This is a genomic window from Leifsonia sp. NPDC056665 (assembly GCF_042791795.1).
GTDB lineage: Bacteria > Actinomycetota > Actinomycetes > Actinomycetales > Microbacteriaceae > Leifsonia.
Window position 1 is genome coordinate 475256 of record NZ_JBHTXK010000001.1, and the last position, 21430, is coordinate 496685.

Genomic DNA, 21430 nt, shown 5'->3' on the forward strand with positions numbered 1-21430 from the left:
TCTCGCTGAGCGGCAACATCCGAACTACTCACTTCGAACGAAAGTAACCATTCGTGGCAAACATCAAGTCGCAGATCAAGCGCAACAAGACCAACAAGAAGGCGCTGGAGCGCAACAAGGCGGTCAAGAGCCAGCTGAAGACCGCCATCCGCGCCACGCGCGAGGCCGTCGTCGCCGGCGACAAGGAGAAGGCGACCGCGGCGCTGCGTCTCGCCGCCAAGCGGATCGACAAGGCTGCCAGCAAGGGCGTCATCCACAAGAACCAGGCGGCGAACCGCAAGTCGGCCATCGCCAAGCAGGTCGCCGCGCTCTGACGCAGTGACCGCTCGCGGGACCTGTCCCGCGCCGCGACGAGCCCCCGCCCCGTACCCACGGGAGCGGGGGCTCGCTGCATGTGCGGGCGGGTCAGGCGCGGCCGCGGGCGCTGACGATGCGGATCATCCGCTCCAGCGCGAACACCGGGTCGCGGCCGCCGCCCTTCACGTTGGCGTCGGTCTCGGCGAGCACCTCGATGCAGCGGCCGAGGCCGTCCTCCGTCCAGCCGGACAGGTCGCGCCTGGCGCGGTCGACCTGCCACGGCGCGAGCCCGAACTGCTGCGCGAGCTGGCCGGACCCGCCGCGCGCGCCCGAGATCTTGGCCATCGTCCGGATCTTGCTCGCGAACGCGGCGACCATCGGCACCGGGTCGGCCCCGGACGCCAGCGCGTGCCGCATCGTCACGAGCGCTTCGCCGTAGCGGCCGGCGATCGCCTGGTCGGCCACCTGGAATGCGTTGGTCTCGACCCGTCCTCCGTAGTACTTGTCGACCGTGGCCTCGGTGATCTGCTCGGCCGCGTCCGAGATGAGCTGCTGGCAGGCCGCGGCGAGCTCCGCCAGATCGTCCGTGAACGCGGACGTGAGCGCCCGGAGCGCGCCCGGAGCGATCTTGCGACCGGCGGCGGCGAACTCCGCCTGGGCGAAGTCGTACTTCTCGGTGTCCCGCTTGAGCTCGGTGCAGACGACCTCCACGCCCCCGCCGCCGCCCGCGCGGATCGCGTCGAGCAGCTTCTTGCCGCGGACCCCGCCCGCGTGCCGCAGGACGACGACCGTGCCGTCGGCCGGAGCCGCGAGGTAGTCGAGCATCTCGGTGAGGAACCCGTCGCCGGTCTTCTCCACCGCGTCCACCCGGATGAGCCGCGGCTCGCCGAACAGGGAGGGGCTCGCGAGCGTGAGCAGCTCCCCCGGCGCGTAGTCCGCCGCCGAGAGGTCGCTGACCTCCAGGCTCGGATCCTCCTGCTTGAGGAGGTCGCGCAGCAGCCGCGTGGCCCGGTCGGCGAGGAAGCCCTCCGTGCCGGAGACGAGGACCACCGGAGCCGGGCGGATCTGGTTCCAGGCGAGCTGCGGGATCGCGCTCTTGACGGCTGCGCCGCCCGCCCGGCCTCGCGAGCCGCCGGACCCGCCTCTGCTGTTGCTTCGTGTCGCCACGTTCCTCCTCGTCCGTATAAAGGATAGAGGGGACCACCGGCAGAGCCCGCCGCGGCCGGGGCGTCTTCCCGCTCGCCCCAGAGCCGCGGGCCGTCCACGCCGGCCGACACCAGCAGGAGGCCCGACCGGTCGGTACGCGCCGTGGCGGTGCCGGAGTGGGCGAGCAGCTCGAAGGCCCGGCGGGTCGGGTGCCCGTAGCCGTTGTCCGCCCCGACCGAGAGCAGGCCGAGCCGCGCGTGGATGCCGTCGTAGAGCGCCGGGCTCTGGTCGGCCGACCCGTGGTGGGCGACCTTCACCACGTCGATCGCGCCGAGTGCGCCCGACTGCTGGAGCTGCTCCTGTTCGCGTTCACCGAGGTCGCCGAGGAACAGCCCGCTGAGGCCGGTCCCCTCCGCGCGGACGACGAGGCTTCCGGGATTCCCGCTCAGCGCGACCTCCCCTGGCCCGGCCGGCGGCGGCCAGACGATCCACCAGCGCAGCGCGCCGAGAGCGCCTTCGGTGCCCGCGTGGCCCTGCTCCACCGCGATCCCGGCCGCCGCCAACCGGTCGACGAGGCCGTGATCGGACGGCCGGCCCGCCTGGCCGACGATCGCGCGGCCGGTCCGGCCGAGCACCGCGTCGGCGCCGCCCACGTGATCGATGTCGAAGTGCGTCAGGAGCACCCAGTCGAGCCGGGCGATCCCCAGGGTGTCGAGGCAGTCCGTCACCGGCTGGGTGTGCCGCCCCGCGTCGATGAGGCCGACGTGGTCGCCGTCGCGCAGCAGAACGGCGTCGCCCTGGCCGACGTCGCACGCGGCGTAGACCCAGTCCGCGGGCCTCCCCCAGGAGCGCCCGGCGCCGATCCCTCCGAGCGCCCCCGCGTAGACGGTCGCCCCACTGAGGAGCGCCACCGCGGCCACGGCGACCACGACCCGCGGGAGCCGCGCGCGGGCGGCGAGGAGCGCGACCGCGACGAGGGTCAGCGCGCACAGCGTCACGCCCACGACCCCGTCCGGCCACGGCAGCGCCGCTCCTGGCAGGTCGGCCGTGAACCGGGCGACGGCCGCGATCAGGGCGGAGGGCAGCCAGGCCAGCCACACGACGAGCTGCCCGAGAGCCGGCGCCCAGGTCAGCACCAGGCAGGCGACGCAGCCCAGCACCGTCGCGACGGGAGCGGCCGGCTCGGCCACCAGGTTGGCCAGGACGCCGAACAGCGGCAGCGTCGGCGTCAGCAGGATGAGCACCGGCTGGCACGCGAGCTGCGCGGCCAGCGGCACCGCGAGCGCGAACGCCGCACCCCGTGGCAGCCACCTCCCGAGGATGCCCGCGAGCGGCCGGGCGAGGACCAGGAGGCCAGCGGTGGCGAGCACCGAGAGCGCGAAGCCGTAGTCGCGCGCGAGCCAGGGGTCGCGGACGAGCAGCACGACGACCGCGAGGGCGAGGGCGGGGAGGCCGTCGGCGACGCGGCCGCGCGCGAGGCCCACGAGCACCACGACGGCCATCGTCGCGGCACGGATCACGCTCGCCCCCGGCCCGACCAGCACGACGAACGCCACCAACGACGCGCCCGCCACGAGGATGCGCCCGCGACGGCCGAGGCCGGCCAGGCGTGCGAGCAGGAAGACGAGCCCGGTCACCAGCGCGCAGTTGGCCCCGGAGACGGCGGTCAGGTGGCTGAGAGCGCTCACCTTCATGGCGTCGTCGAGGTCCGCGCCGACGTTCGTCTCGTCCCCGATCGCGAGTCCGGGCAGGAGGGCGCCGCCGTCGCCGGGGGTCGTAGCGGCCGCGTCGGCGAAGGCCGCGCGGACCGGCGACGGCCACGCGAGCCACCACGGCGGGGCGGCGCGGACCTCCGGCGCCGCGGCGCCGCGGAGGGTGAAGGTGGTGGCCTCCCCCGGATCGTTCGGACGGACGCTCATGCTGCCGGCGATGACCGTCCCGAGGGTGTAGGCGCGGACGGAGTGGGCGGTGCCGGGGACGAGGACCGAGACCGGGACACCGGCGTGGACAGCAGGGCGGGTGTCGCGGGCGCTGCCTGGCGGGGCTGTGGAGACGGCGACGGTGGTGCCGAGGAGGCGCCAGCGCTCTGCGCCGTCCAGCCCGGGCGCCGACCGCTTCGGGGCGCTCTCGACGCGCAGGGCGACCTCGACGGTCGCGTGGTGGCTGGAGGCGGCGTCGAGCGTCGCGTCCGTGCGGCCTGGCGCGAGAGCCGCGATGGAGGCGGCGCCGAGTGCGACCGCCGCCAGGGAGATGGCGGCGGAGGGCCAGGGTCGGCGCTCTGCCCGTAGGCGTGGGCCCCAGGCCGCATGATGGCGCGCGGGACGGCCCGGCATCCCACTGCGGCGACCGGCCACAAGCGCCACCGCCAACGCCGCCACCGCCCCCATCCCCGCGACCAGCGCCACTCCCAGCATCGCCCCCACGACACCCACCCCCACCCCGCAGCACACCCACAGCGCCGACGCAGGGATCGCCAGTCGAAGGTCGGGCATCAGACCGTCACCTTGTCCTTGAGGCCGTCGAAGAGCTTCTGGCCGATGCCGGTGACCTTCAGGAGGTCGGTCACCGCTCCGAAGCGGCCGTTCGAGGTCCGCCAGTCGACGATGCGCTGGGCCATCGCGGGCCCGATCCGCGGGAGGGACTCGAGCTGTGTGGCGGAGGCCGTGTTCAGGTCGACCAGTGCGCCCGTCGCAGCATCGCCGGCTGTCTCCGCAGCAACTTCCGCGGCGGGCTCCCCGACCTGCGGAGCCCGCAGCTGCTCGCCGTCGTGGAGGCGGCGCGCTAGGTTCAGCCCGGCGGGGTCGGCTCCTTCGGCGAAGCCGCCCGCCGCCTCCACCGCGTCGACCACCCGCGCGCCAGGTGCGAGCCGGATCAGTCCCGGCTTGTTCACCGCACCGGAGACGTGCACGAAGAGCTCGGCCTCGGGGCCGTCCACGGCAGCGCCGGCCGTCGGCACGGCGGACGGCGAGACCGGAGGCGTCACGGCTGCCACCGGCAGTTCCCGTCCGCTGCTCAGTCCCGAGATGACCGCCGCCACCACGAACGCCACAACCAGCAGCACCGTCGCCGCCCCGATGCCGACCTTCAGCCGGCGCGACGGCGCCCGTTCCGTGTCCTCGTCCCGATGTCGCATCCCCTCACGCTACGAACGACGCACGCGCACGAACGGACGAAGGACGAATCAGTGGACAACCGACAGCGGCGGCCCTCCTGTGGAGGACCGCCGCCGCGAAACGAACAGAACGAGGACGTCAGCCTCGCGTCGCGATGTTCACCAGTCGCGGCGCCCGCACGATCACGTTCGCGATCTCGCGCTCACCGATCGAGCGGACCACGGCCTCCGACCCGCGGGCCAGCGACTCCAGGTCGTCGGTCGCGATCTTCGGGGACACCTCCGCGCGGTCGCGGACCTTCCCGTCCACCTGGAAGACCGCGGTCACGGACTCCTCGATCAGCAGCGTCGGGTCGGGCTTGCGCCACTGCACCAGCGCGACGGAAGGCTCGTAGCCCAGGATCGCCCACATGTCCTCCGCCGTGTACGGCGCGAACAGGTTCAGCGCCATCGCGGTGACCTCGGCGGCCTCGCGGACCGCGGCGTCGGCCGGGCCGGCGGCGCCGTCGATCGCCTTGCGGGTCGCGTTGACCAGCTCCATCAGGCGCGCGACGACCACGTTGAACTTGAACGCCTCGATCAGCCCGGGGGCGTCGGCCAGGAAGCGGTGCGTGACGCGGCGCAGCGCCGGGTCGCCGGTCTTCCAGACCACGTCCGGCGCGCTCGTGACGTCGTGCGCCACACGCCAGGCCCGCGCCAGGAACTTCGCGCTCCCGGACGGCGAGACGTCTGCCCAGTCGATGTCGTCCTCCGGCGGACCTGCGAACGACATGGTCAGGCGCACCGCGTCGACGCCGTGCTCGTCCAGCTGCTCGGACAGCTTCACCAGGTTGCCGCGCGACTTGCTCATCGCGGAGCCGTCCATCTGGACCATGCCCTGGTTCAGCAGCGCCGTGAAGGGCTCGGTGAAGCTGATCGAGCCCTGGTCGAACAGCACCTTCGTGATGAACCGCGCGTACAGCAGGTGCAGGATGGCGTGCGTCACGCCTCCCACGTACTGGTCGACCGGCGCCCACTTCTCCGCCTCGCGGGGGTCGAACGCCTGCGTGGCGTCGTTCGGGTTCAGGAAGCGCAGGAAGTACCACGAGCTGTCCACGAAGGTGTCCATCGTGTCGGTGTCGCGCTTCGCAGGGCCGCCGCAGTTCGGGCAGGACACGTTGACCCAGTCGGTCGCGCCGCCCAGCGGGCTGGTGCCCTTGGGCTGCAGGTCCAGGCCCTCCGCGGGCGGCAGCAGCACCGGGAGGTCGGACTCGGGCACGCGGACCTCGCCGCACTCCTCGCAGTGGATGATCGGGATGGGCGTGCCCCAGTAGCGCTGACGCGAGATCAGCCAGTCCCGCAGCCGGAAGTTCTTCGCCGGAGCGCCCAGGCCGGAGCCCTGCAGCGCCTCGGTGATGCGGCGGATCGCGTTCGACTTGCTCAGCCCGTTGAACGGCCCCGAGTTGATCAGGCGCCCTTCACCGTTCAGCGCGACGCCGGTCTCGGCCGGGCTCTCCAGCGGGGCGTCCTCCGGCAGGATCGGCTCGCCGGTCTCCGGGTCGGTGTGGATGATCGGGATGGCGCCGGTGACCGGCTGCGTCGTGTCGACGACGACCCGCACGGGCAGGTCGAAGGCGCGCGCGAAGTCCAGGTCGCGCTGGTCGTGCGCGGGCACGGCCATGATCGCGCCGTGGCCGTAGTCGCTCAGCACGTAGTCGGCCGCCCAGATCGGGATGCGCTCCCCGGTCAGCGGGTTGACCGCGTGCCGCTCCAGGAAGACGCCGGTCTTCTCGCGGTCGGTGCTCAGACGGTCCATCTCGGTGGTGCCGCGCACGGCCTCCAGGTACTCGTCGAACCGCGCCTTGACCTCCGGGCGCACGTCGGCCACCAGCTCCGTCGCCAGGTCGGAGTCGGGAGCGACCACCATGAAAGTCACGCCGTACAGCGTGTCGGGACGGGTCGTGTAGACCGTCACCGGCTCCTCGCGGCCCTCGATCGCGAACTGCACGTCGGCGCCGGTGGAGCGGCCGATCCAGTTGCGCTGCATGGACAGCACCTTGGACGGCCAGGCGCCCTCCAGCTGGTTCAGGTCGTCCAGCAGGCGGTCCGCGTAGTCGGTGATGCGGAAGTACCACTGGGTCAGCTTCTTCTTGGTGACCAGGTTGTCGCAGCGCTCGCAGCGGCCGTTGACGACCTGCTCGTTCGCCAGAACCGTCTGGTCGAAGGGGCACCAGTTGACCTGCGAGGCCTTGCGGTAGGCCAGCCCCTTCTCGTGCAGCTTCAGGAACAGCCACTGGTTCCAGCGGTAGTAGCCGGGGTCGCTGGTCTGCAGCACGCGGTCCCAGTCGAAGCTGGGCGCGTAGCGGCGCATCGACGCCTTCTGCTGGGCGATGTTGTCGTTGGTCCAGCCGGCCGGGTCGAGTCCGCGCTTGATCGCGGCGTTCTCCGCGGGCAGGCCGAAGGAGTCCCAGCCGATCGGGTGCAGCACGTTGAAGCCCTGCTGCCGCCAGTACCGGGCGATGACGTCGCCCAGCGCATACGCCTCCGCGTGGCCCATGTGCAGGTCGCCGGAGGGGTACGGGAACATGTCGAGCACGTACTTGCGCGGGCGCTTGTCGTCGGGGTCGGCCGTGGAGAACGGCTTCAGCTCGTCCCAGACCGGGAGCCAGGTGTTCTGGATCTCGGTGAAGTCGTAGTGCGCACCGGCCTCGCGGACCGGTGCGGGTGCTGCATCGTGCTCGTGTGCCACTGGACTCTCTCTCGAATGTCGCCGCGGCCGGGAGGGGCGTCGCGACGAGAAGGCGTCGGGCGCGCGGCCCGAGGTTCCAGGTTACTAAACGTTGGAGGGGTCCGGTCCGTTCCCGGGAGGGCGCAGGCCGGCGGCACGGAAGAGGGCGGCGGCCTTGATGGCGACCTCCTCGAGCTCCTCCTCCGGGACCGAGAGGGCGGTGATCCCGCCGCCCGCGCCGATCGTGACCACGCCGTCGCGGAAGCGCAGGCTGCGGATCACCATCGCGACGTCGGCGGAGCCGTCAGCGGCGAGGGAGCCGAAGCAGCCCGAGTAGACCCCGCGCGGGCCCTCCTCCAGCCCGGCGAGGATGCGCATGGCGGACAGTTTGGGCGCGCCGGTCATCGAGCCGGCCGGGAAGGCGGCGGCAAGCGCGTCCACCGCGGTCAGGCCGGAGCGCAGCCTCCCCTCGACCGTGCTGACGAGCTGGTGCACCTGCGCATAGCTCTCGACCTCCAGCAGGTGCCGGACGCCGACGCTGCCGACCTCGCACACGCGCCCGAGGTCGTTGCGCATGAGGTCCACGATCATGACGTTCTCGGCCTGCTCCTTCTCGCTGGCCTCCAGCTCGGCGCGCAGCCGGAGGTCCTCGGCGACGGTCGTGCCGCGCGGGCGGGTGCCCTTGATCGGCTTGGTGCGGACGTGGCCGTCTGCGGTGACGAGGAGGAACTGCTCGGGCGAGGAGCTGACCAGGGACTCGCCGGCGATCCGGAGGAACCCGGCGTGGTGGGCCGGGCTGTCGCTGCGCAGGCGGAGGTGCACGGCGAGGGGGTCGGCCGTGGTGGCGGCGGTCGCGGTGTTGGTGAGGCAGAGCTGGTAGGCGTCGCCGGCGCGGATCGCGTCCTGGCAGGCGGCGATCATGGCGAGGTAGGCGGGGTCGGAGTGGCGCCAGGTCGGGGTGGAGGGGTGGATCGGATGCGCTGCCGCATGACGCTCCGCCGCTCCCTCCGCCGCGGCGAGCACGTCGACCGCCTCGCGCAGCCACGCCCCCTCCGGCGTCGCGTCCATCACGGTCGCCGACCCGTCCGCGTGGTCGAACAGCACGAGCCGGTCGACGTACAGGAACGCCGCGTCCAGCCCCGGCCCCGCAGCGAACGGCACCCCGAGCTCCGCGGCGCCCGCCTCGTAGCCGAGCCAGCCGATCCAGCCGAGCGGGTGGCCGTGCGTGGGGATCGGCTCCACGCGCAGAGCCTCCAGGATGCCGCCGTCGACCCTCCGGCCGTCCACCGTCACGGTCCCCTCGGCCACGGACGCCGTCGCGAGGCGCGTTCCTGTGCCGATGACGCTGCGGCCGGTCTCCGCGTCGGGGCCGCTGTCGAGCCAGACCGCGTCGCCGGTCGCGAACAGGGCCGCGAAGGCGTCGGCCGGGTCGACGGGGGCGCGCAGGCGGTGTGTTCGGAGGGTGGGGAGCACCGGACCAGTCTGCACCAGGCGGCGGGACAGCGCGGCTCCGTTAGCCTGAGCGGATGGACACCTCGGCCACCCTCTTCGACTGGGCCGGCGGCGCGCTCACCGTCCGCGACGACTGCGAGGTCGTGGAGACCGAGCTCCTCGCGGCCGACTCCTACCTGGTGGCGGAGGGGCGCGTCCTGGCGCTCGGACTCCACCGGGAGCGTTTCGCCGAGACGGCGCGCGAGCAGGGGTTCCGGGACGCCGGCTCGCTGGCCGCGTTCTGGGACGCGGGCGTCGCGCAGCTTCCCGACGACGGGCGCTGGTTCCCGCGGTTCGAGCTGGTGCGGGTGAGGGATGCCATGCGGCTCCGTTTCCGGCTCCGCACGGCGCCGCCGCTCGGCTCCGACCTGGTGGTGGCGACGGCCGCGGCCGACCCGCGCCGCGTGCCGCACCTGAAGGGCCCGGACATCGACCGGCTGAGCGCGCTCCGGCAGCAGGCCCAGCATGTCGGCGCCCAGGAGGCGGTCATCCTGGACGACGGGCGGGTGTCCGACGGCACGACCTCCGCGTTGCTCTGGTGGCGCGGCGACACGCTCTGCGCGCCGCCGTTCTCGCTGGCGCGCGTGGACAGCGTGGCCGCGCGGACCGTCCGCGGGATCGCCGCCGCCCTCGGTGTGCCGGTCGAGGAGGAGGCGGTGCGGCCGTCCGAGCTCGACGGCGTGGCGCTGTGGGCGGTCAACGCCCTGCACGGCATCCGCGACGTGACGGTGTGGGTGGACGGCCCGGCGCTCGGCCACGACCCGGCGCGCACGGCCGCGTGGCGGTCGCGCTTCGGGGCGCTGGCGCGGCCGATCCGCTGACGGGCGATCCGCTGACGGCCGGCGCGCTCACGCGAGGGTGCCCGCCTCCATCCGGATGCGCCGCGTCACCAGCCCGTCCGGCACAGCGGTGTGCGAGATCAGCAGCACCGTGCGGCCGTCGTCCGCGGCCGTCGTGAGGATGTCGCGGACGATCCGGCCGGCGACGGCGGCGTCCACGTTGGCCGTCGGCTCGTCGACGACCAGCACCGGGAAGTCCGCCAGCAGCGCCCGCGCGAGCGCGATCCGCTGCGCCTGACCTCCCGAGACCAGCGCGCCGCGCTCGCCGACCGGGCTGGCGAGGCCGCCGCGGGAGCGGCTCCACTCCCCCAGGCCCACCCGGTCCAGCACGGCGAGCAGTTCCTCGTCGGTGGCGGTGTCGCGCGCGAACAGCAGGTTCTGCCGGAGGTCCGAGTCGAACAGGTACGGCTGCTGCTCGACCAGGCCGACCACGCGCCGCACGTCGTCCTGCCGCACCCCGCGCACGTCCACGCCGTCGATCTCGTAGCCGCCGTCGAGGTCGAGGAACCGGGTCAGCACGTGGGCGAGCGCCGTCTTGCCCGCGCCGGTCGGGCCGGTGAGCACCACGCGCTCCCCGGCGTGCAGCACGAGGTCGATGGACCGCAGGACCGGGGCGTCCTCCCCCGGCCAGTGCGCCGTGCGGAGGCTCAGGGCCACGTCGGGCACCGACGTCACGGTCAGCGACGCCGCGGCGGGCGCGTCCACTGGCACGCCGTCCGGAATCGTCGCGGGCACGGTGTCCGCGATCCGCTCGGCGCTCGCGCGCACCCGCCGCAGCGCGCCGAAGGCCAGCGGGAGGGTGCCGAACACCTCGAACACCGCCAGCGGCAGCAGCGCGACGACCGCGAGGGTCGGCGCGTCCAGATGGCCGGCCTCCAGCGCGGGGATGCCGGTCGCGAGCGCCAGTACGGTCGCGACGCCCGCGAGGAGCGAGACGGCGCCCGCGGTCAGGCCGAGCCCGGCCGCCCGGGTGCGCGCCGCCGCGGTGAGTCGCGCGCTCGCCGCCCGGAGGCGCTCGCGCGCCTGGGGCAGTGCGTCGAACGCGATCAGGAGGTCCAGGCCGGTCACCAGCTCGTGCAGTGCGGTGGCGAGCGCAGCGCGCAACGGGGCGATCCGGCGCTCGGCCGAGCCGGCCGCCCAGCGGTTGACCAGCGTGCCGACGACGAAGGCCGCGGCGAGCGTCAGCAGCAGTATGATCCCGGCGGCGGGCAGCAGCACGAACGCGGCCACCGCGCTCGCCAGCACGACGATGCCTCCGGACACCAGCGGCTGGACGACCCGCAGCGCGAAGTCGGGGAGCTCGTCCACATCGTCCGCCAGCCGCGCGAGCAGCTCGCCGCCGCGGGCCTTCCCGGAGCCGCGGTCGCCAGGGCCTACCCCGTCCGGACCGAGCGGCACCAGACGCGCGAACAGGTCGGCGCGGATGTCGCCGAGCCGGCGGAAGGCGGCGTCGTGGCCGGCGAGCCGCTCCAGGTAGCGGAAGAAGGCGCGCCCGAGCGCGAAGGCGCGCACGCCGACAACGGCCGCCGAGATGTACAGCAGCGCCGGCTGCTCGGAGGCGCGCGTGATCAGCCCTGCCGAGACGCCGAGCAGGGCCACGGCGCTTCCGCCGCTCAGCGCGCCGAGGGCGATCGCCGCCCACAGCCGCCGCGCAGGCGGCAGGGCCAGGCGAAGGATGCGGCGGGTCCGGTCCCGGTCGGCCGGCACAGCGTCAGAGACGGACATCGGACAGCACCTCCAGCGCCAGCACATCATCGGCAGCAGCCACGACCGCCTCCCGGTGGCTGACCACCAGCACGGCCGCTCCGTCGTCCGCGACCGCGCGCAGCGACTCCAGCAACTCCCGCTCCGTCGACGCGTCGAGGGCGGAGGTCGGCTCGTCCAGGATCAGCACCCGGCACGACCGCGCCCGCAGCCGGTACAGCGCCCGCGCGACGGCGACCCGCTGCGCCTGGCCGCCCGACAGTCCAGTGCCGCCGGCCCCGACCGGGAGGTCCGGGTCGAGCTCGGGCGCGGCGGCCGCGCGCAGCGACGTGACGACGAGCTCACGGTCCGGCGCCGGGTCGCCCAGCGCGACGTTCTCCGCGATCGTGCCCGCGCGCAGGCCCGGCTTCTGACCCGCCCAGGCGATGGCCTCCCGTCGCCCCACGGCGTCGGCGCGGCCTCCCGCCGCGATCGTCCCGCTGTGCGCCGCGAACCCCAGCGCCGCCGCGACAACGCTGGACTTCCCTGCGCCGCTCGGCGCGCTCAGCACCACGAGCGCGCCCGGCCGCACCGCAGCCGAGAACGGCCCGACCACGGCGCGACCGTCGTACGACACGGCGACCTCCGAGAACACCAGCCCGGTGGCCGCCGCGGCGACGGCCGGCTCCGGCACGACGTCCTGCGCCGCGTCCAGCACCGCGAACGCCTTCGACGCGGCCTCCATCCCCTCGGTCGCCGCGTGGTAGCTGGCGCCGACGTTCCGCAGCGGCAGGAACGCCTCCGGCGCCAGCAGCAGCACGAACAGCCCGACCGACAGGTCGAGCGAGCCGCCGAGCAGCCGCAGGCCGATGGCGACGGCGATCAGGGCGACGGAGAGGCTGGCCGCGAGCTCCAGCACGAACCCGGAGAGGAACGACATCCGCAGCACCGCCATCGTGCGGGCCCGGTACTCCTCGCTCACCTGCCGGATCCGCGCCTCCTGCCGGTGCTGCCGGCCGAAGAGCGTGAGGGTCGGGAGGCCGGCGACGACGTCGAGGAAGCCGCGCGAGAGCGTCGAGAGCGCCGCCCACTGCTTCTTCTGCGCCGCCTGCGTCGCCCAGCCGACCAGCACCATGAACAGCGGGATGAGCGGGAGGGTGAGCACGAGGATGATGCCGCTGGTGAGGTCCTGCCAGCCGATCACCAGCACGAGCAGCGGCATGGCGACCGCCGTGCCGATGAGCTGCGGGAGGTATTTGGCGAAGTAGCCGTCGAGCGCGTCCATCCCCCGGCCGGCGACGAGCGTCAGGTCCGCGCTGCTCCGTCCGGCGAGGCCCTGCGGCCCGAGGCGGCCGTAGGCGTCGACGAGCTGCTCGCGGAGCTGTCCGACGACCGTCGCCCCGCCGCGCGCCGCGACGGACTCGGCCAGCCAGAGCAGCACGCCGCGCACGATCACCACGAGCACGAGCCCGGCGAAGAGCGCGCTCAGCTCGGCGAACGGCGCCCCCGCGATCGCGCGGACGACGAGCCGGGTGACCAGCCAGGCGAACGCCACCACGGCCGCGGTCTGCAGCACCGTGACGAGCGCGCCGGTCGCGAGGGTGATGCGGGTCGCGGCCGCGTAGCGGAGGAGGCGGGGATCGAGCGGGCGCACGTCAGGCGGCCACCGGTTCGGGATCGACGGGCTCCGCGGGCTCCCCCGGGATGCTCGCGCGCGTCACCCGCTTGCGGAACACCCAGTAGGTGAACGCCTGGTACGCCAGGATCAGCGGCAGCGAGATCACCGCCACCCAGGTCATGATCGTCAGGGTGGTCACCGTGCTGGAGGCGTTGGCGATGGTCAGGCTGTTCTGCGGGTTCGGCGACGACGGCATCACGTTCGGGAACAGCGCGACGAACAGCGACACCACCGCGAGGGCGATCGTGACGGCCATGAACGCGAACGACCAGCCCTCCGCCCCGCGCAGATTCAGCACCCACGACACGACGAGCGCGACCGCGGCCAGCGCCGCGAGCACCAGCAGCGCCACCGAGAAGTGCGCGATCACGGTCCAGCTCAGGAAGGCCGCGGCCACGACGATCGCGAGGACGCCGGAGCGTGTCGCGAGCCTCCGCGCCCGCACCCGGATCTCCCCGTCCGTCTTGAGCGACACGAAGACGACGCCGTGCGTGAAGAACAGCAGCAGCGTGGTCAGGCCGCCGAGCAGCGCGTACCCGTTCAGGAGGTCGAACAGCGTCCCGGTGTAGTTGTGGCCGTGGTCGAGCGCGACGCCCTGCACGATGTTCGCGAAGGCGACGCCCCACAGGAAGGCCGGCACGGCAGAGCCGACGACGATCATCCCGTCGAACCAGCGCTTCCACTGCGACTCCGGGCGCTGATGCCGGTACTCGAACGACACCCCGCGCACGATCAGCGCGAGCAGGATGAGCAGCAGCGCCAGGTAGAAGCCGCTGAACAGCGTCGCGTACCAGTCCGGGAACGCCGCGAAGAGCGCGGCGCCACCGACGATCAGCCAGGTCTCGTTGAGGTCCCAGACCGGGCCGATGGTGTTGATGAGCACGCGGCGGTCGGTGTCGTCCCTGCCGAGGAACGGCAGCGACATCCCGACGCCGAAGTCGAACCCGTCGAGCACGAAGTAGCCGATGAAGAAGAAGGCGATGATGCCGAACCAGAGGACTGCGAGATCCATGTCGATGTTCTCCTAGTAGACCGTGGCGACCGGGACGTGGTTGCCCTCGTCGTCGAGGTGCTCCTCGGCGGGGGCCGGTCCCTTCTGGGCCGCGCGCTTGATGAGCTTGAACTCGACCACGGCGAGCGTGCCGTAGATCGCGGTGAAGGCGAGCAGCGAGATCAGGACCTCCAGCCCCGTCGTCCCGGGCGAGACGCCGTCCTGCGTCTTCATCAGGCCGAACACCAGCCAGGGCTGCCTGCCCATCTCGGTGAAGATCCAGCCGACGATCATGGCGCCGAGCGAGAGCGGCATGGCCCAGATCGCGACCTTCCACATCCACGCCCACGGCGGCGTCCGGCCCTTGCGGGTGAACCAGAGCCCGACGACGGCGATCAGGACGTGCAGGAGGCCGAGGCCGATCATCCAGCGGAACGCCCAGTAGGTGACCCAGATGACCGGGGTGTAGTCGCCGGGGCCGTAGAGCTGCTGGTATTGCGCGTTGAGGTCGTTGATGCCCTCGACCGTGCCGGTGAGCGTGTGCGTCGAGAGGAACGACAGCAGGTACGGGATGCGGATCGAGAACAGCTCGTGGACGCCGTCCGGCGTGCCGAGCGTGAAGATCGAGAACGACGCGTCCGCACCGGTGGAGGTCTTGTAGAGCGCCTCCGCCGCGGCCATCTTCATCGGCTGGGTCTGCACCATTGCGAGGCCGAGCTGGTCGCCGCTGATGACGCTGCCGATGCCGGCGACGACCATCATCCAGAGCCCGAACTTGAGGGCGGGACGCATGGTCTCCAGGTTCCTGGTGCGCGAGAGGTGCCAGGCGGCGACCGCGATGATGAGGCCGGCCGAGACCATGAAGCAGCCGAAGATCGTGTGCGGGAACGCGGCAAGTGCGACCTTGTTCGTCAGCACCGCCCACAGATCGGTGAGCTCGGCCCGGCCGCGCGCGTGGTTGAGCGTGTAGCCGACCGGGTGCTGCATGAACGCGTTGGCCGCGAGGATGAAGTACGCCGACAGGATGGAGCCGACGGCCACGATCCAGATGCAGGCGAGGTGGAGGCCGCGCGGCAGCTTGTCCCAGCCGAAGATCCACAGCCCGATGAAGGTGGCCTCCAGGAAGAACGCGAGCAGGCCCTCCAGCGCGAGTGGCGCCCCGAAGACGTCGCCGACGAACCGGGAGTAGTTCGACCAGTTCATGCCGAACTGGAACTCCTGCACGATGCCGGTCACGACGCCCATCGCGAAGTTGATCAGGAAGAGCTTGCCGAAGAAGTGCGTGAGCTGGAGGTAGTGGACCTTGCCGCTGCGGTACCACGCGGTCTGGAAGATCGCGACGACCGTGACGAGGCCGATGGTGAGCGGGACGAACAGGAAGTGGTAGATCGTCGTCAGTCCGAACTGCCAGCGTGACAGCAGCAGCGGATCGAGGAGCTCGTGCACGAAGTCCACCCTTCCGGTCGTTGTTCTACAGCGTGTAGAAGACTACTTCTACAGAGTGTAGAACATTCACAGCCTTCTCGCGCTACCCTGGATCCGTGGCCAATCTCGGAGAACTCGAACGCGCGGTGATGGACGCCCTCTGGTCGGGCGACGCCCCGATCACCGCCAACGAGTTGCGCGACAAGCTAGCGGCCACCAGGGACGGCGGAAAGACCCCGGCGCTCACCACCGTGCTCACGGTGCTCTCCCGCCTGGAGCAGAAGGGGTTCGTCGACCGCGACCGCGACGCGCGCCCCCACCTCTACTTCGCCTCCCTCACGCGGGCCAACCACGTCGCGGACCTGATGCGCGAAGTCCTGGAGACCTCCACCGACCGCACGGAGGCCCTCGCCTACTTCGTCGGCTCGGTCGACGAGTCAGAGGCGGCGATGCTCCGCCGGCTGCTCGACGCGCGCAGCTGACACCGATGGCCGTCGACCCGACCGCCGTCCTGCTCGGCGTCCTGGCGGTCGCCCTCGCCTGGCCCGTGCCGCTGCTGCTGGCGCGCGCGAAGTGGCCGCCCGCCGCGCCCGGGCTCGCGCTGGCGCTCTGGCAGTCGATCGCGCTGGCCGGCGGCATCTCGATGATCGGGTCGCTGCTGCTCGCCGGGCTGGAGCCGTTCGGCTATGACCTCCCGAGCCGCATCTCCGGCGCGGCCGCCACACTCTTCAGCGGACCGCTCCCCGCCGGCGTGTCGCTGCTGCACACCTTCTTCCTCAGCGCCGCCGTGCTGCTGACGGCGCACCTCGTCCTGAACCTCGCCCTCACCTCGGTCCGCAGCCGCCGTCAGCGGCACAGGCACATGGAGCTGCTCCGGCTGCTCAGCTCGCCGCTGCCCGACGAGCCGGCCACCCGGATCATCGACCACCCGGCGCCCGCCGCCTACTGTCTCCCCGGCGCGCGCAGCGTCACCGTGCTGTCCGAGGGGATGATCGAGCTGCTCACCGCCGAGCAACTCGAGGCCGTGATCGCCCATGAGCGCGCCCACCTGCGCCAGAAGCACCACCTCTTGCTCGATGCCTTCCGGTCATGGAAGCGGGCGCTGCCGTGGTTCCCGATCGCGACGCGCGCGCAGGACGCCGTGGCGCTCCTGGTCGAGATGCTCGCCGACGACACCGCACGGCGCACGTCCGGCGACACGGTGCTCGCGGAGGCCATCCGCATCGTGGACGCGACCGGGTCTGCCGGCGCCGCCCTCGGCGCTCCGAAGGACCCGCGCACGCCAGAGCAGCGCCGCTCCGCCCTGGTGGCTCGCGAGGAGCGCCTCACCTCCGGCCACCGCACAGTCGGCCCGGGGGTCCGGCTCCTGGTGGTGGTCGCCGCTGCCCTGCTCGTCGTGGTGCCGCCGGTACTCGTGCTGACGAGCTGACCGGCCGTCGCCCACTAGCCTGGAATCATGCCGGAGAAGCGGGGATACGCCAAGGGAATCGCCAAACGCGAGGAGATCCTCGCCCGCGCCCTGGAGGTGTTCGCCGACAAGGGCTACCGCAAGGCGTCGCTGCGCGAGATCGCGGAGTCGGTCGGGCTCAGCCAGGCCGGCCTCCTGCACCACTTCTCGTCGAAGGAGGAGCTGTTCGCCGAGGTGCTGCGCAAGCGCGACGAGGTGGACTCCGCCGGCGGCGAGCTCGGCGGGGACTGGACGGAGGCGGCCGACGGCCTGGTCCGCATCGTGCGGCACAACGCCGAGGTGCCGGGGCTCGTCCAGCTCTATGCGACCATCTCCGCGGAGGCGGCCGACCCCGACCATCCCGGTCACGAGTACTTCGTGTCGCGCTACCAGCAGATCGTCGCCGGCCTGGAAGGCTACATCCGCTCGGAGCAGGAGGCCGGCCGGGTGCGCGACGGCATCGACGCGCGCATGCTCGCGCGCCTCGCCGTGGCCGCGGCGGACGGCATGCAGGTGCAGTGGATGCTCGACCCGTCCGCCGACATGGGCGACGCGATCGAGGCGTTCTGGTCGCTGCTCCGCACGCAGTAAGCAGCCCGCACAGCAGTAGTAGCCAGCACAGTCGGAGGCGGCGGCCCGGTCGCCCGAGCCGCCGCACGCGGTGTCCGCCAGGAGGTCACCCTCCCGTCAGTGACGTCACCCCTTGATCGGGTGCTCCTGCAGCCACTTCTTCGCCACGGCGTCCGGCTGGGTCTTGCTGGCGCCCTGGTTCTCGCTGTTCATGGTGATCAGGTCGTCCGTGGTCAGCAGGGCCGAGACCTTGTTGAGCACCGACTTCACCTTGTCGGAGGCCTTCTTGGTGTTGATCAGCGGCACGATGTTCTGCGCGGCGATCAGGTTCTTCGGGTCCTTCAGCACGACGAAGCCGTTGTCCTTGATGGCCGGGGTCGTGGTGTAGATGTCCGCGAGCTGGACGCTGCCGTTCTTCAGCGCCGAGACGGTCAGCGGGCCGCCCGAGTCGCTGATCGGGGTGAGCGTCGCCGTCACGCCGTAGGTCGACTTGAGGCCCGGGATGCCGTACGGCCGGGTGGCGAACTCGGGGTTCGCGCCCACGGTCAGCGGCACGGTGACCTTCTTGAGGTCCTCCAGGCTGGTGACCTTGTACTTGTCGGAGAACTCCTTGGTGACGTTGTAGGCGTCGGCGTCCTCCGCCTTGGCCTGGTCGAGCACCTCGAAGCCCTTGGGGAGGGCGTCGTTGAGCGCGGCGTAGACGTCGGCGCTCGAGGAGGCCGTGCTGGTCTTGTTGTAGAACTGCAGCAGGTTGCCGGAGTACTCCGGGACGAGGTCGATCGAGCCGTCCTGCAGCGCCTTCAGGTAGACGTCGCGCTGGCCGATGCTCGGCTTGTAGCTGACCTTGACGCCGTTGGCCGCGAGGGCCTGGCCGTAGATCTGCATCAGGATCTCGGACTCGCCGAACGCGGCGGAGCCGACGGTGACGGTGTCGCTCGAGGAGCCGCTGCCGCCGCTGCTGCTGGTACTGAACGCGCCGCCGCCGCCGGACGAGCAGGCGCTGAGGGCGATGAGCGCCCCCGCCGCGAGCACACCGGCCGCGATGCGGCCTTTCTTTGATCCGAACATGTGATTTCTCTTTCTACTGTGTGCGTTGGGACTCGGGTGAATCGGGAAGCCCCAGGAGGGGAAAGCCAGGGATCGAAGGTCAGGGAGCGGGCTGCCGCCCGGGTACCGGGGCGCCGATCGTGCGCCGCGGCGTTGTGGCCACGTCCGCGCGGACCTTGCCGGCCGTGACGCCGCGCGGCACGACGAGCTTCTGAGTCAGCGCGAACAGGCCGTCGACCACCAGGGCGAGCACGACGACGATGATCGAGCCGCCGAGCATCTCCGGGTAGTTCTGCACCGACAGCCCGTCGAACAGGTACCGCCCGAGGCCGCCGACCGGGAGGATCGCGGCCACCGTCCAGGTCGCGATCACCTGCAGCGCGCCGGAGCGGATGCCGCCGATGACGAGCGGGAGTGAGAGCGGCAGCTCCACCTTGGCGAAGATCTGCCACTCGGTCATCCCGACCGCGCGTGCGGCGTCGATCGTGCTGCGGTTGACCGACTCCAGCCCCGAATACGCGCCGGCGAGCAGCGGCGGGATGGCGAGGATGGTCAGCGCGATCAGCGGCGGCACGATCGTGATGTTCGACATGATGAGCGCGAGGTAGACGACCAGTCCCAGCGTCGGCAGGGCGCGCAGCGCGCCGGAGACGGCGACCGCGAGGCCGCGGAAGCGCCCGCTGTGCCCGATCGCGAATCCGATCGGCAGCGCGATCGCGCAGGCGATCAGGAGGGTCAGCAGCGTGTACAGCAGGTGCTCCCCTGTGCGCACGGGGATGCCGCCCGGCCCCACCCAGTTCACCGGGTCGAAGAGCCAGGCGAAGGCGGCCGCGAAATCGGTCATGGGCCGGTCACCGCCTTCATCGCCGCGGAGCGGCGCAGCCGGCCCGTTCGCTTGTCGAGCCGCGACCACGGCAGCAGCAGGCGGCCGAGCAGCACGAGGACGAGGTCGAACACGAGCGCGACGACCATGATGAGGATGATGCCCACCGCGACCTCCTCCGTGTAGGACCGGTTGAGGCCGTCGGTGAACAGCTGGCCCAGGTTCGGGACGCCCAGCAGGGCGCCGACGCTCACCAGGCTCACGGTCGACACGGACACCACGCGCAGCCCGGCGAGTAGCACGGGGCCGGCCAGCGGGAGCTCCACCGCCCAGAACCGCCGCCAGCCCGAGAAGCCGATCGCCGTCGCGGACTGCACCACGTCACCCGGCACCGACGCGAGGGCGTCGGTCGTGGTGCGCACGAGCAGCGCCACGGCGTAGATGCTCAGCGCGACGACGACGTTCGCCGGATCGAGGATCTTGGTGCCGATCAGCGCCGGCATCGCGAAGAACAGCGGAAGCGACGGGATCGTGTAGAGGATGCCGCCGATCGTCAGCAGCACCGGCCGGCTCACCTTGTACCGGTTCGCCACCCAGCCGATCGGCAGCGACACCACGAACCCGACCACGATGGGGATGGCGCTCAGCCACACGTGCGAGATCGTGAGGGTCCAGACCAGGCCGAGGTTCGACCACAGGAAGTTCACTGCGGCAGCCGTGGAGGGGCGCCACCCTGCGTTACGGCGTCCGCACCACCCGCGACGGACACCGTCGCGGCCTTTGATTCTTCGGTTAGGGGGCGCTCGTCGCTGAGGACGCCCGCAGTGCGCCCTTCGCTGTCGACGAGCACGGAACCGGTCTCGGTCCGTTCGATGTGCAATGCCCGCTTGCCGCGGTCGGCGCCGACGAAGCTCGCGACGAACTCGTCGGCGGGCGACGCGAGGATGTCGGCCGGCGTGCCCTGCTGCGCGACGATGCCGCCCTTGCGGAAGATGACCACCTGGTCGCCCAGCCGGAACGCCTCGTCGATGTCGTGCGTCACGAAGAGCACGGTCTTGCCGAGGTCGCGCTGCAGGCGCAGCAGCTCGTTCTGGAGGTCGTCGCGCACGATCGGGTCGACGGCGCCGAACGGCTCGTCCATCAGCAGGATGTTCGGGTCGACCGCAAGGCCGCGGGCGACGCCGACGCGCTGCTGCTGGCCTCCGGAGAGCTGGCTGGGGTACTTGTCGGCAAGCGACCGCTCCAACCCGACCGTGTCCATCAGCTCGAGCGCACGGTCGTGCGCAGCCTTCTTCTTCACCCCGGTGAGCAGCGGGACGGTGGCGATGTTGTCCACGACCTTGCGGTGCGGCAGCAGTCCGGAGTTCTGCATGACGTAGCCGATGCGGCGGCGCAGGTGCACGGGCTTGAGGCTCTGCACGTCCTCGCCGTCGATGGAGACGGTGCCGCTGGTCGGGTCGACCATGCGGTTCACCATGCGCAGGATCGTCGTCTTGCCGCTGCCGGACGACCCGACGAGCACGGTGATCTTGCGGGACGGGACGACGAGCGAGAAATCGTCGACCGCCACCGTCCCGTCAGGGAACCGTTTCGTGACCGAACGGAACTCGATCATCGGTCCTCAGCTCTCGGTCGGCGGAACATCGTGGTCACGGTGTGCATGGCCATCGCTTCCACCCAAACAGCGTTTCGACCAATTCGCAATGAATGCATTAAATTGAGTCGGTTTGTGGCAGGAAACGCAGACACCATGAGACAACACTGTCCCCTACCGCCGACATTCCCCGAAGAGCCTCAGCTCTTCGGGTCGTACCGCCGCTCCAGGTACTCGCGGGCCACGACGCGCGCCTCGTCGATGTAGCGGGCGTCTCCCATCGGGTCGTCGCGGAAGGCCCGGTTGATCAGGCCGTCCATGATCTCCACGACGATCTCGAGGCGGAAACCCAGCTCCTCGCCGGCGGGGAGGCCGTACTCCTCGGACAGGATGGAGGCGAACTGCGACGCGAACGACACGGCCTGCTCCGGCTCCTCCTCACCCGGAAGACCTGCACGCTCGGCGTCGGTGAAGCGGATGATCCGGAAGCCCGGCTCGGTGCGGAACATCGCGACGAACGCGTCGATCGCGCACTCCACGGCGTTCCACCAGTGCTCGGGGCTCTCGGCGTGGATCGCGG

17 protein-coding genes and 2 pseudogenes are annotated in these 21430 nt (G+C 71.9%); 5 read left to right on the forward strand and 14 right to left on the reverse strand.

Translation table 11 applies throughout. From position 1 onward, the window contains the following. The first annotated feature begins 53 nt into the window (after nt 1–53). Nucleotides 54–314 (forward strand): 30S ribosomal protein S20, encoded by a 261-nt coding sequence (gene rpsT / locus ACFQ9V_RS02155; protein ID WP_370053339.1) that lies wholly within the window; start codon nt 54–56, stop codon nt 312–314. A gap of 91 nt (nt 315–405) precedes the next feature. Here the strand turns inward: rpsT and holA are convergent, their stop codons facing one another. The 5 genes and pseudogenes from holA to pabB form a co-directional block, all read right to left on the reverse strand. After that, nucleotides 406–1386 (reverse strand): DNA polymerase III subunit delta, encoded by a 981-nt coding sequence (gene holA / locus ACFQ9V_RS02160; RefSeq protein ID WP_382457554.1) that lies wholly within the window; start codon nt 1384–1386, stop codon nt 406–408. 686 nt (nt 1387–2072) lie between these two features. Continuing rightward, a pseudogene (locus tag ACFQ9V_RS02165) lies at nt 2073–3935 on the reverse strand (ComEC/Rec2 family competence protein); the annotation flags it as partial. Next, nucleotides 3935–4576, reverse strand: coding sequence for a helix-hairpin-helix domain-containing protein (locus ACFQ9V_RS02170; RefSeq protein WP_382457530.1), 642 nt, complete (start codon nt 4574–4576; stop codon nt 3935–3937). The gene ACFQ9V_RS02170 and the pseudogene ACFQ9V_RS02165, both read right to left, overlap by 1 nt. Before the next feature lie 118 nt (nt 4577–4694). Then, nucleotides 4695–7283, reverse strand: a complete 2589-nt coding sequence (gene leuS, locus ACFQ9V_RS02175; protein WP_382457531.1) for a leucine--tRNA ligase — start codon at nt 7281–7283, stop codon at nt 4695–4697. A gap of 84 nt (nt 7284–7367) precedes the next feature. Beyond that, on the reverse strand, nt 7368–8735 hold the full coding sequence (gene pabB / locus ACFQ9V_RS02180; protein ID WP_382457532.1) for an aminodeoxychorismate synthase component I: 1368 nt from the start codon (nt 8733–8735) through the stop codon (nt 7368–7370). A gap of 53 nt (nt 8736–8788) precedes the next feature. Here pabB and ACFQ9V_RS02185 point away from each other — a divergent pair, with 53 nt between their 5' ends. Then, nucleotides 8789–9574, forward strand: coding sequence for an aminotransferase class IV (locus tag ACFQ9V_RS02185; RefSeq protein WP_382457533.1), 786 nt, complete (start codon nt 8789–8791; stop codon nt 9572–9574). Nucleotides 9575–9601: 27 nt separating this feature from the next. On the opposite strand, the gene cydC is transcribed toward ACFQ9V_RS02185, so the two are convergent. The 4 genes from cydC to ACFQ9V_RS02205 are packed head-to-tail and all read right to left on the reverse strand — an operon-like array spanning nt 9602 to nt 15390. Beyond that, the gene (cydC, locus tag ACFQ9V_RS02190) at nt 9602–11317 is read right to left on the reverse strand and encodes a thiol reductant ABC exporter subunit CydC (RefSeq protein WP_382457534.1); all 1716 of its coding nucleotides are present in this window, start codon (nt 11315–11317) and stop codon (nt 9602–9604) included. Further along, nucleotides 11304–12929: a thiol reductant ABC exporter subunit CydD gene (gene cydD / locus ACFQ9V_RS02195; RefSeq protein ID WP_382457535.1), complete on the reverse strand. Its 1626-nt coding sequence runs from the start codon at nt 12927–12929 to the stop codon at nt 11304–11306. The genes cydC and cydD overlap by 14 nt, the downstream gene beginning before the upstream one ends. A 1-nt stretch (nt 12930) precedes the next feature. After that, on the reverse strand, nt 12931–13965 hold the full coding sequence (cydB, locus tag ACFQ9V_RS02200) for a cytochrome d ubiquinol oxidase subunit II (protein WP_382457536.1): 1035 nt from the start codon (nt 13963–13965) through the stop codon (nt 12931–12933). A 12-nt stretch (nt 13966–13977) separates the two neighbouring features. Next, complete coding sequence (locus ACFQ9V_RS02205; RefSeq protein WP_382457537.1) at nt 13978–15390, reverse strand: cytochrome ubiquinol oxidase subunit I; 1413 nt, start codon at nt 15388–15390, stop codon at nt 13978–13980. A 95-nt stretch (nt 15391–15485) separates the two neighbouring features. Here ACFQ9V_RS02205 and ACFQ9V_RS02210 point away from each other — a divergent pair, with 95 nt between their 5' ends. The 3 genes from ACFQ9V_RS02210 to ACFQ9V_RS02220 are packed head-to-tail and all read left to right on the forward strand — an operon-like array spanning nt 15486 to nt 17407. After that, a complete protein-coding gene (locus ACFQ9V_RS02210) occupies nt 15486–15851 on the forward strand; it encodes a BlaI/MecI/CopY family transcriptional regulator (protein ID WP_345835012.1) in 366 nt (121 codons plus the stop codon). A gap of 5 nt (nt 15852–15856) precedes the next feature. Continuing rightward, the gene (locus tag ACFQ9V_RS02215; RefSeq protein ID WP_382457538.1) at nt 15857–16798 is read left to right on the forward strand and encodes a M56 family metallopeptidase; all 942 of its coding nucleotides are present in this window, start codon (nt 15857–15859) and stop codon (nt 16796–16798) included. A 27-nt stretch (nt 16799–16825) separates the two neighbouring features. Further along, entirely contained in the window at nt 16826–17407 is a 582-nt protein-coding gene (locus ACFQ9V_RS02220; RefSeq protein WP_382457539.1) for a TetR/AcrR family transcriptional regulator, read from the forward strand. Nucleotides 17408–17512: 105 nt separating this feature from the next. Here ACFQ9V_RS02220 and ACFQ9V_RS02225 read toward each other — a convergent pair whose 3' ends face one another. From ACFQ9V_RS02225 to ACFQ9V_RS02245, 5 genes and pseudogenes are all read right to left on the reverse strand, one after another. Beyond that, nucleotides 17513–18454, reverse strand: a complete 942-nt coding sequence (locus tag ACFQ9V_RS02225; protein ID WP_382457540.1) for an ABC transporter substrate-binding protein — start codon at nt 18452–18454, stop codon at nt 17513–17515. A 79-nt stretch (nt 18455–18533) separates the two neighbouring features. Next, complete coding sequence (locus tag ACFQ9V_RS02230) at nt 18534–19277, reverse strand: ABC transporter permease (RefSeq protein ID WP_382457541.1); 744 nt, start codon at nt 19275–19277, stop codon at nt 18534–18536. Continuing rightward, on the reverse strand, nt 19274–19963 hold the full coding sequence (locus ACFQ9V_RS02235) for an ABC transporter permease (protein ID WP_382457542.1): 690 nt from the start codon (nt 19961–19963) through the stop codon (nt 19274–19276). Before ACFQ9V_RS02235 ends, ACFQ9V_RS02230 begins: the two co-directional genes overlap by 4 nt. Beyond that, the gene (locus tag ACFQ9V_RS02240) at nt 19960–20871 is read right to left on the reverse strand and encodes an ABC transporter ATP-binding protein (protein ID WP_382457543.1); all 912 of its coding nucleotides are present in this window, start codon (nt 20869–20871) and stop codon (nt 19960–19962) included. The genes ACFQ9V_RS02235 and ACFQ9V_RS02240 overlap by 4 nt, the downstream gene beginning before the upstream one ends. A 179-nt stretch (nt 20872–21050) precedes the next feature. Further along, nucleotides 21051–21430 (reverse strand): annotated as a pseudogene (locus ACFQ9V_RS02245) (TetR/AcrR family transcriptional regulator); the annotation flags it as partial.

What these genes read in the sequence shown, in the direction of transcription:
- ACFQ9V_RS02170 (WP_382457530.1), bottom strand. Translation starts at nt 4,576, where the DNA reads ATGCGACATCGGGACGAGGACACGGAACGGGCGCCGTCGCGCCGGCTG.
- ACFQ9V_RS02185 (WP_382457533.1), top strand. Translation starts at nt 8,789, where the DNA reads ATGGACACCTCGGCCACCCTCTTCGACTGGGCCGGCGGCGCGCTCACC.
- cydC (WP_382457534.1), bottom strand. Translation starts at nt 11,317, where the DNA reads ATGTCCGTCTCTGACGCTGTGCCGGCCGACCGGGACCGGACCCGCCGC.
- cydB (WP_382457536.1), bottom strand. Translation starts at nt 13,965, where the DNA reads ATGGATCTCGCAGTCCTCTGGTTCGGCATCATCGCCTTCTTCTTCATC.
- ACFQ9V_RS02215 (WP_382457538.1), top strand. Translation starts at nt 15,857, where the DNA reads ATGGCCGTCGACCCGACCGCCGTCCTGCTCGGCGTCCTGGCGGTCGCC.
- ACFQ9V_RS02220 (WP_382457539.1), top strand. Translation starts at nt 16,826, where the DNA reads ATGCCGGAGAAGCGGGGATACGCCAAGGGAATCGCCAAACGCGAGGAG.
- ACFQ9V_RS02225 (WP_382457540.1), bottom strand. Translation starts at nt 18,454, where the DNA reads ATGTTCGGATCAAAGAAAGGCCGCATCGCGGCCGGTGTGCTCGCGGCG.
- ACFQ9V_RS02230 (WP_382457541.1), bottom strand. Translation starts at nt 19,277, where the DNA reads ATGACCGATTTCGCGGCCGCCTTCGCCTGGCTCTTCGACCCGGTGAAC.
- ACFQ9V_RS02240 (WP_382457543.1), bottom strand. Translation starts at nt 20,871, where the DNA reads ATGATCGAGTTCCGTTCGGTCACGAAACGGTTCCCTGACGGGACGGTG.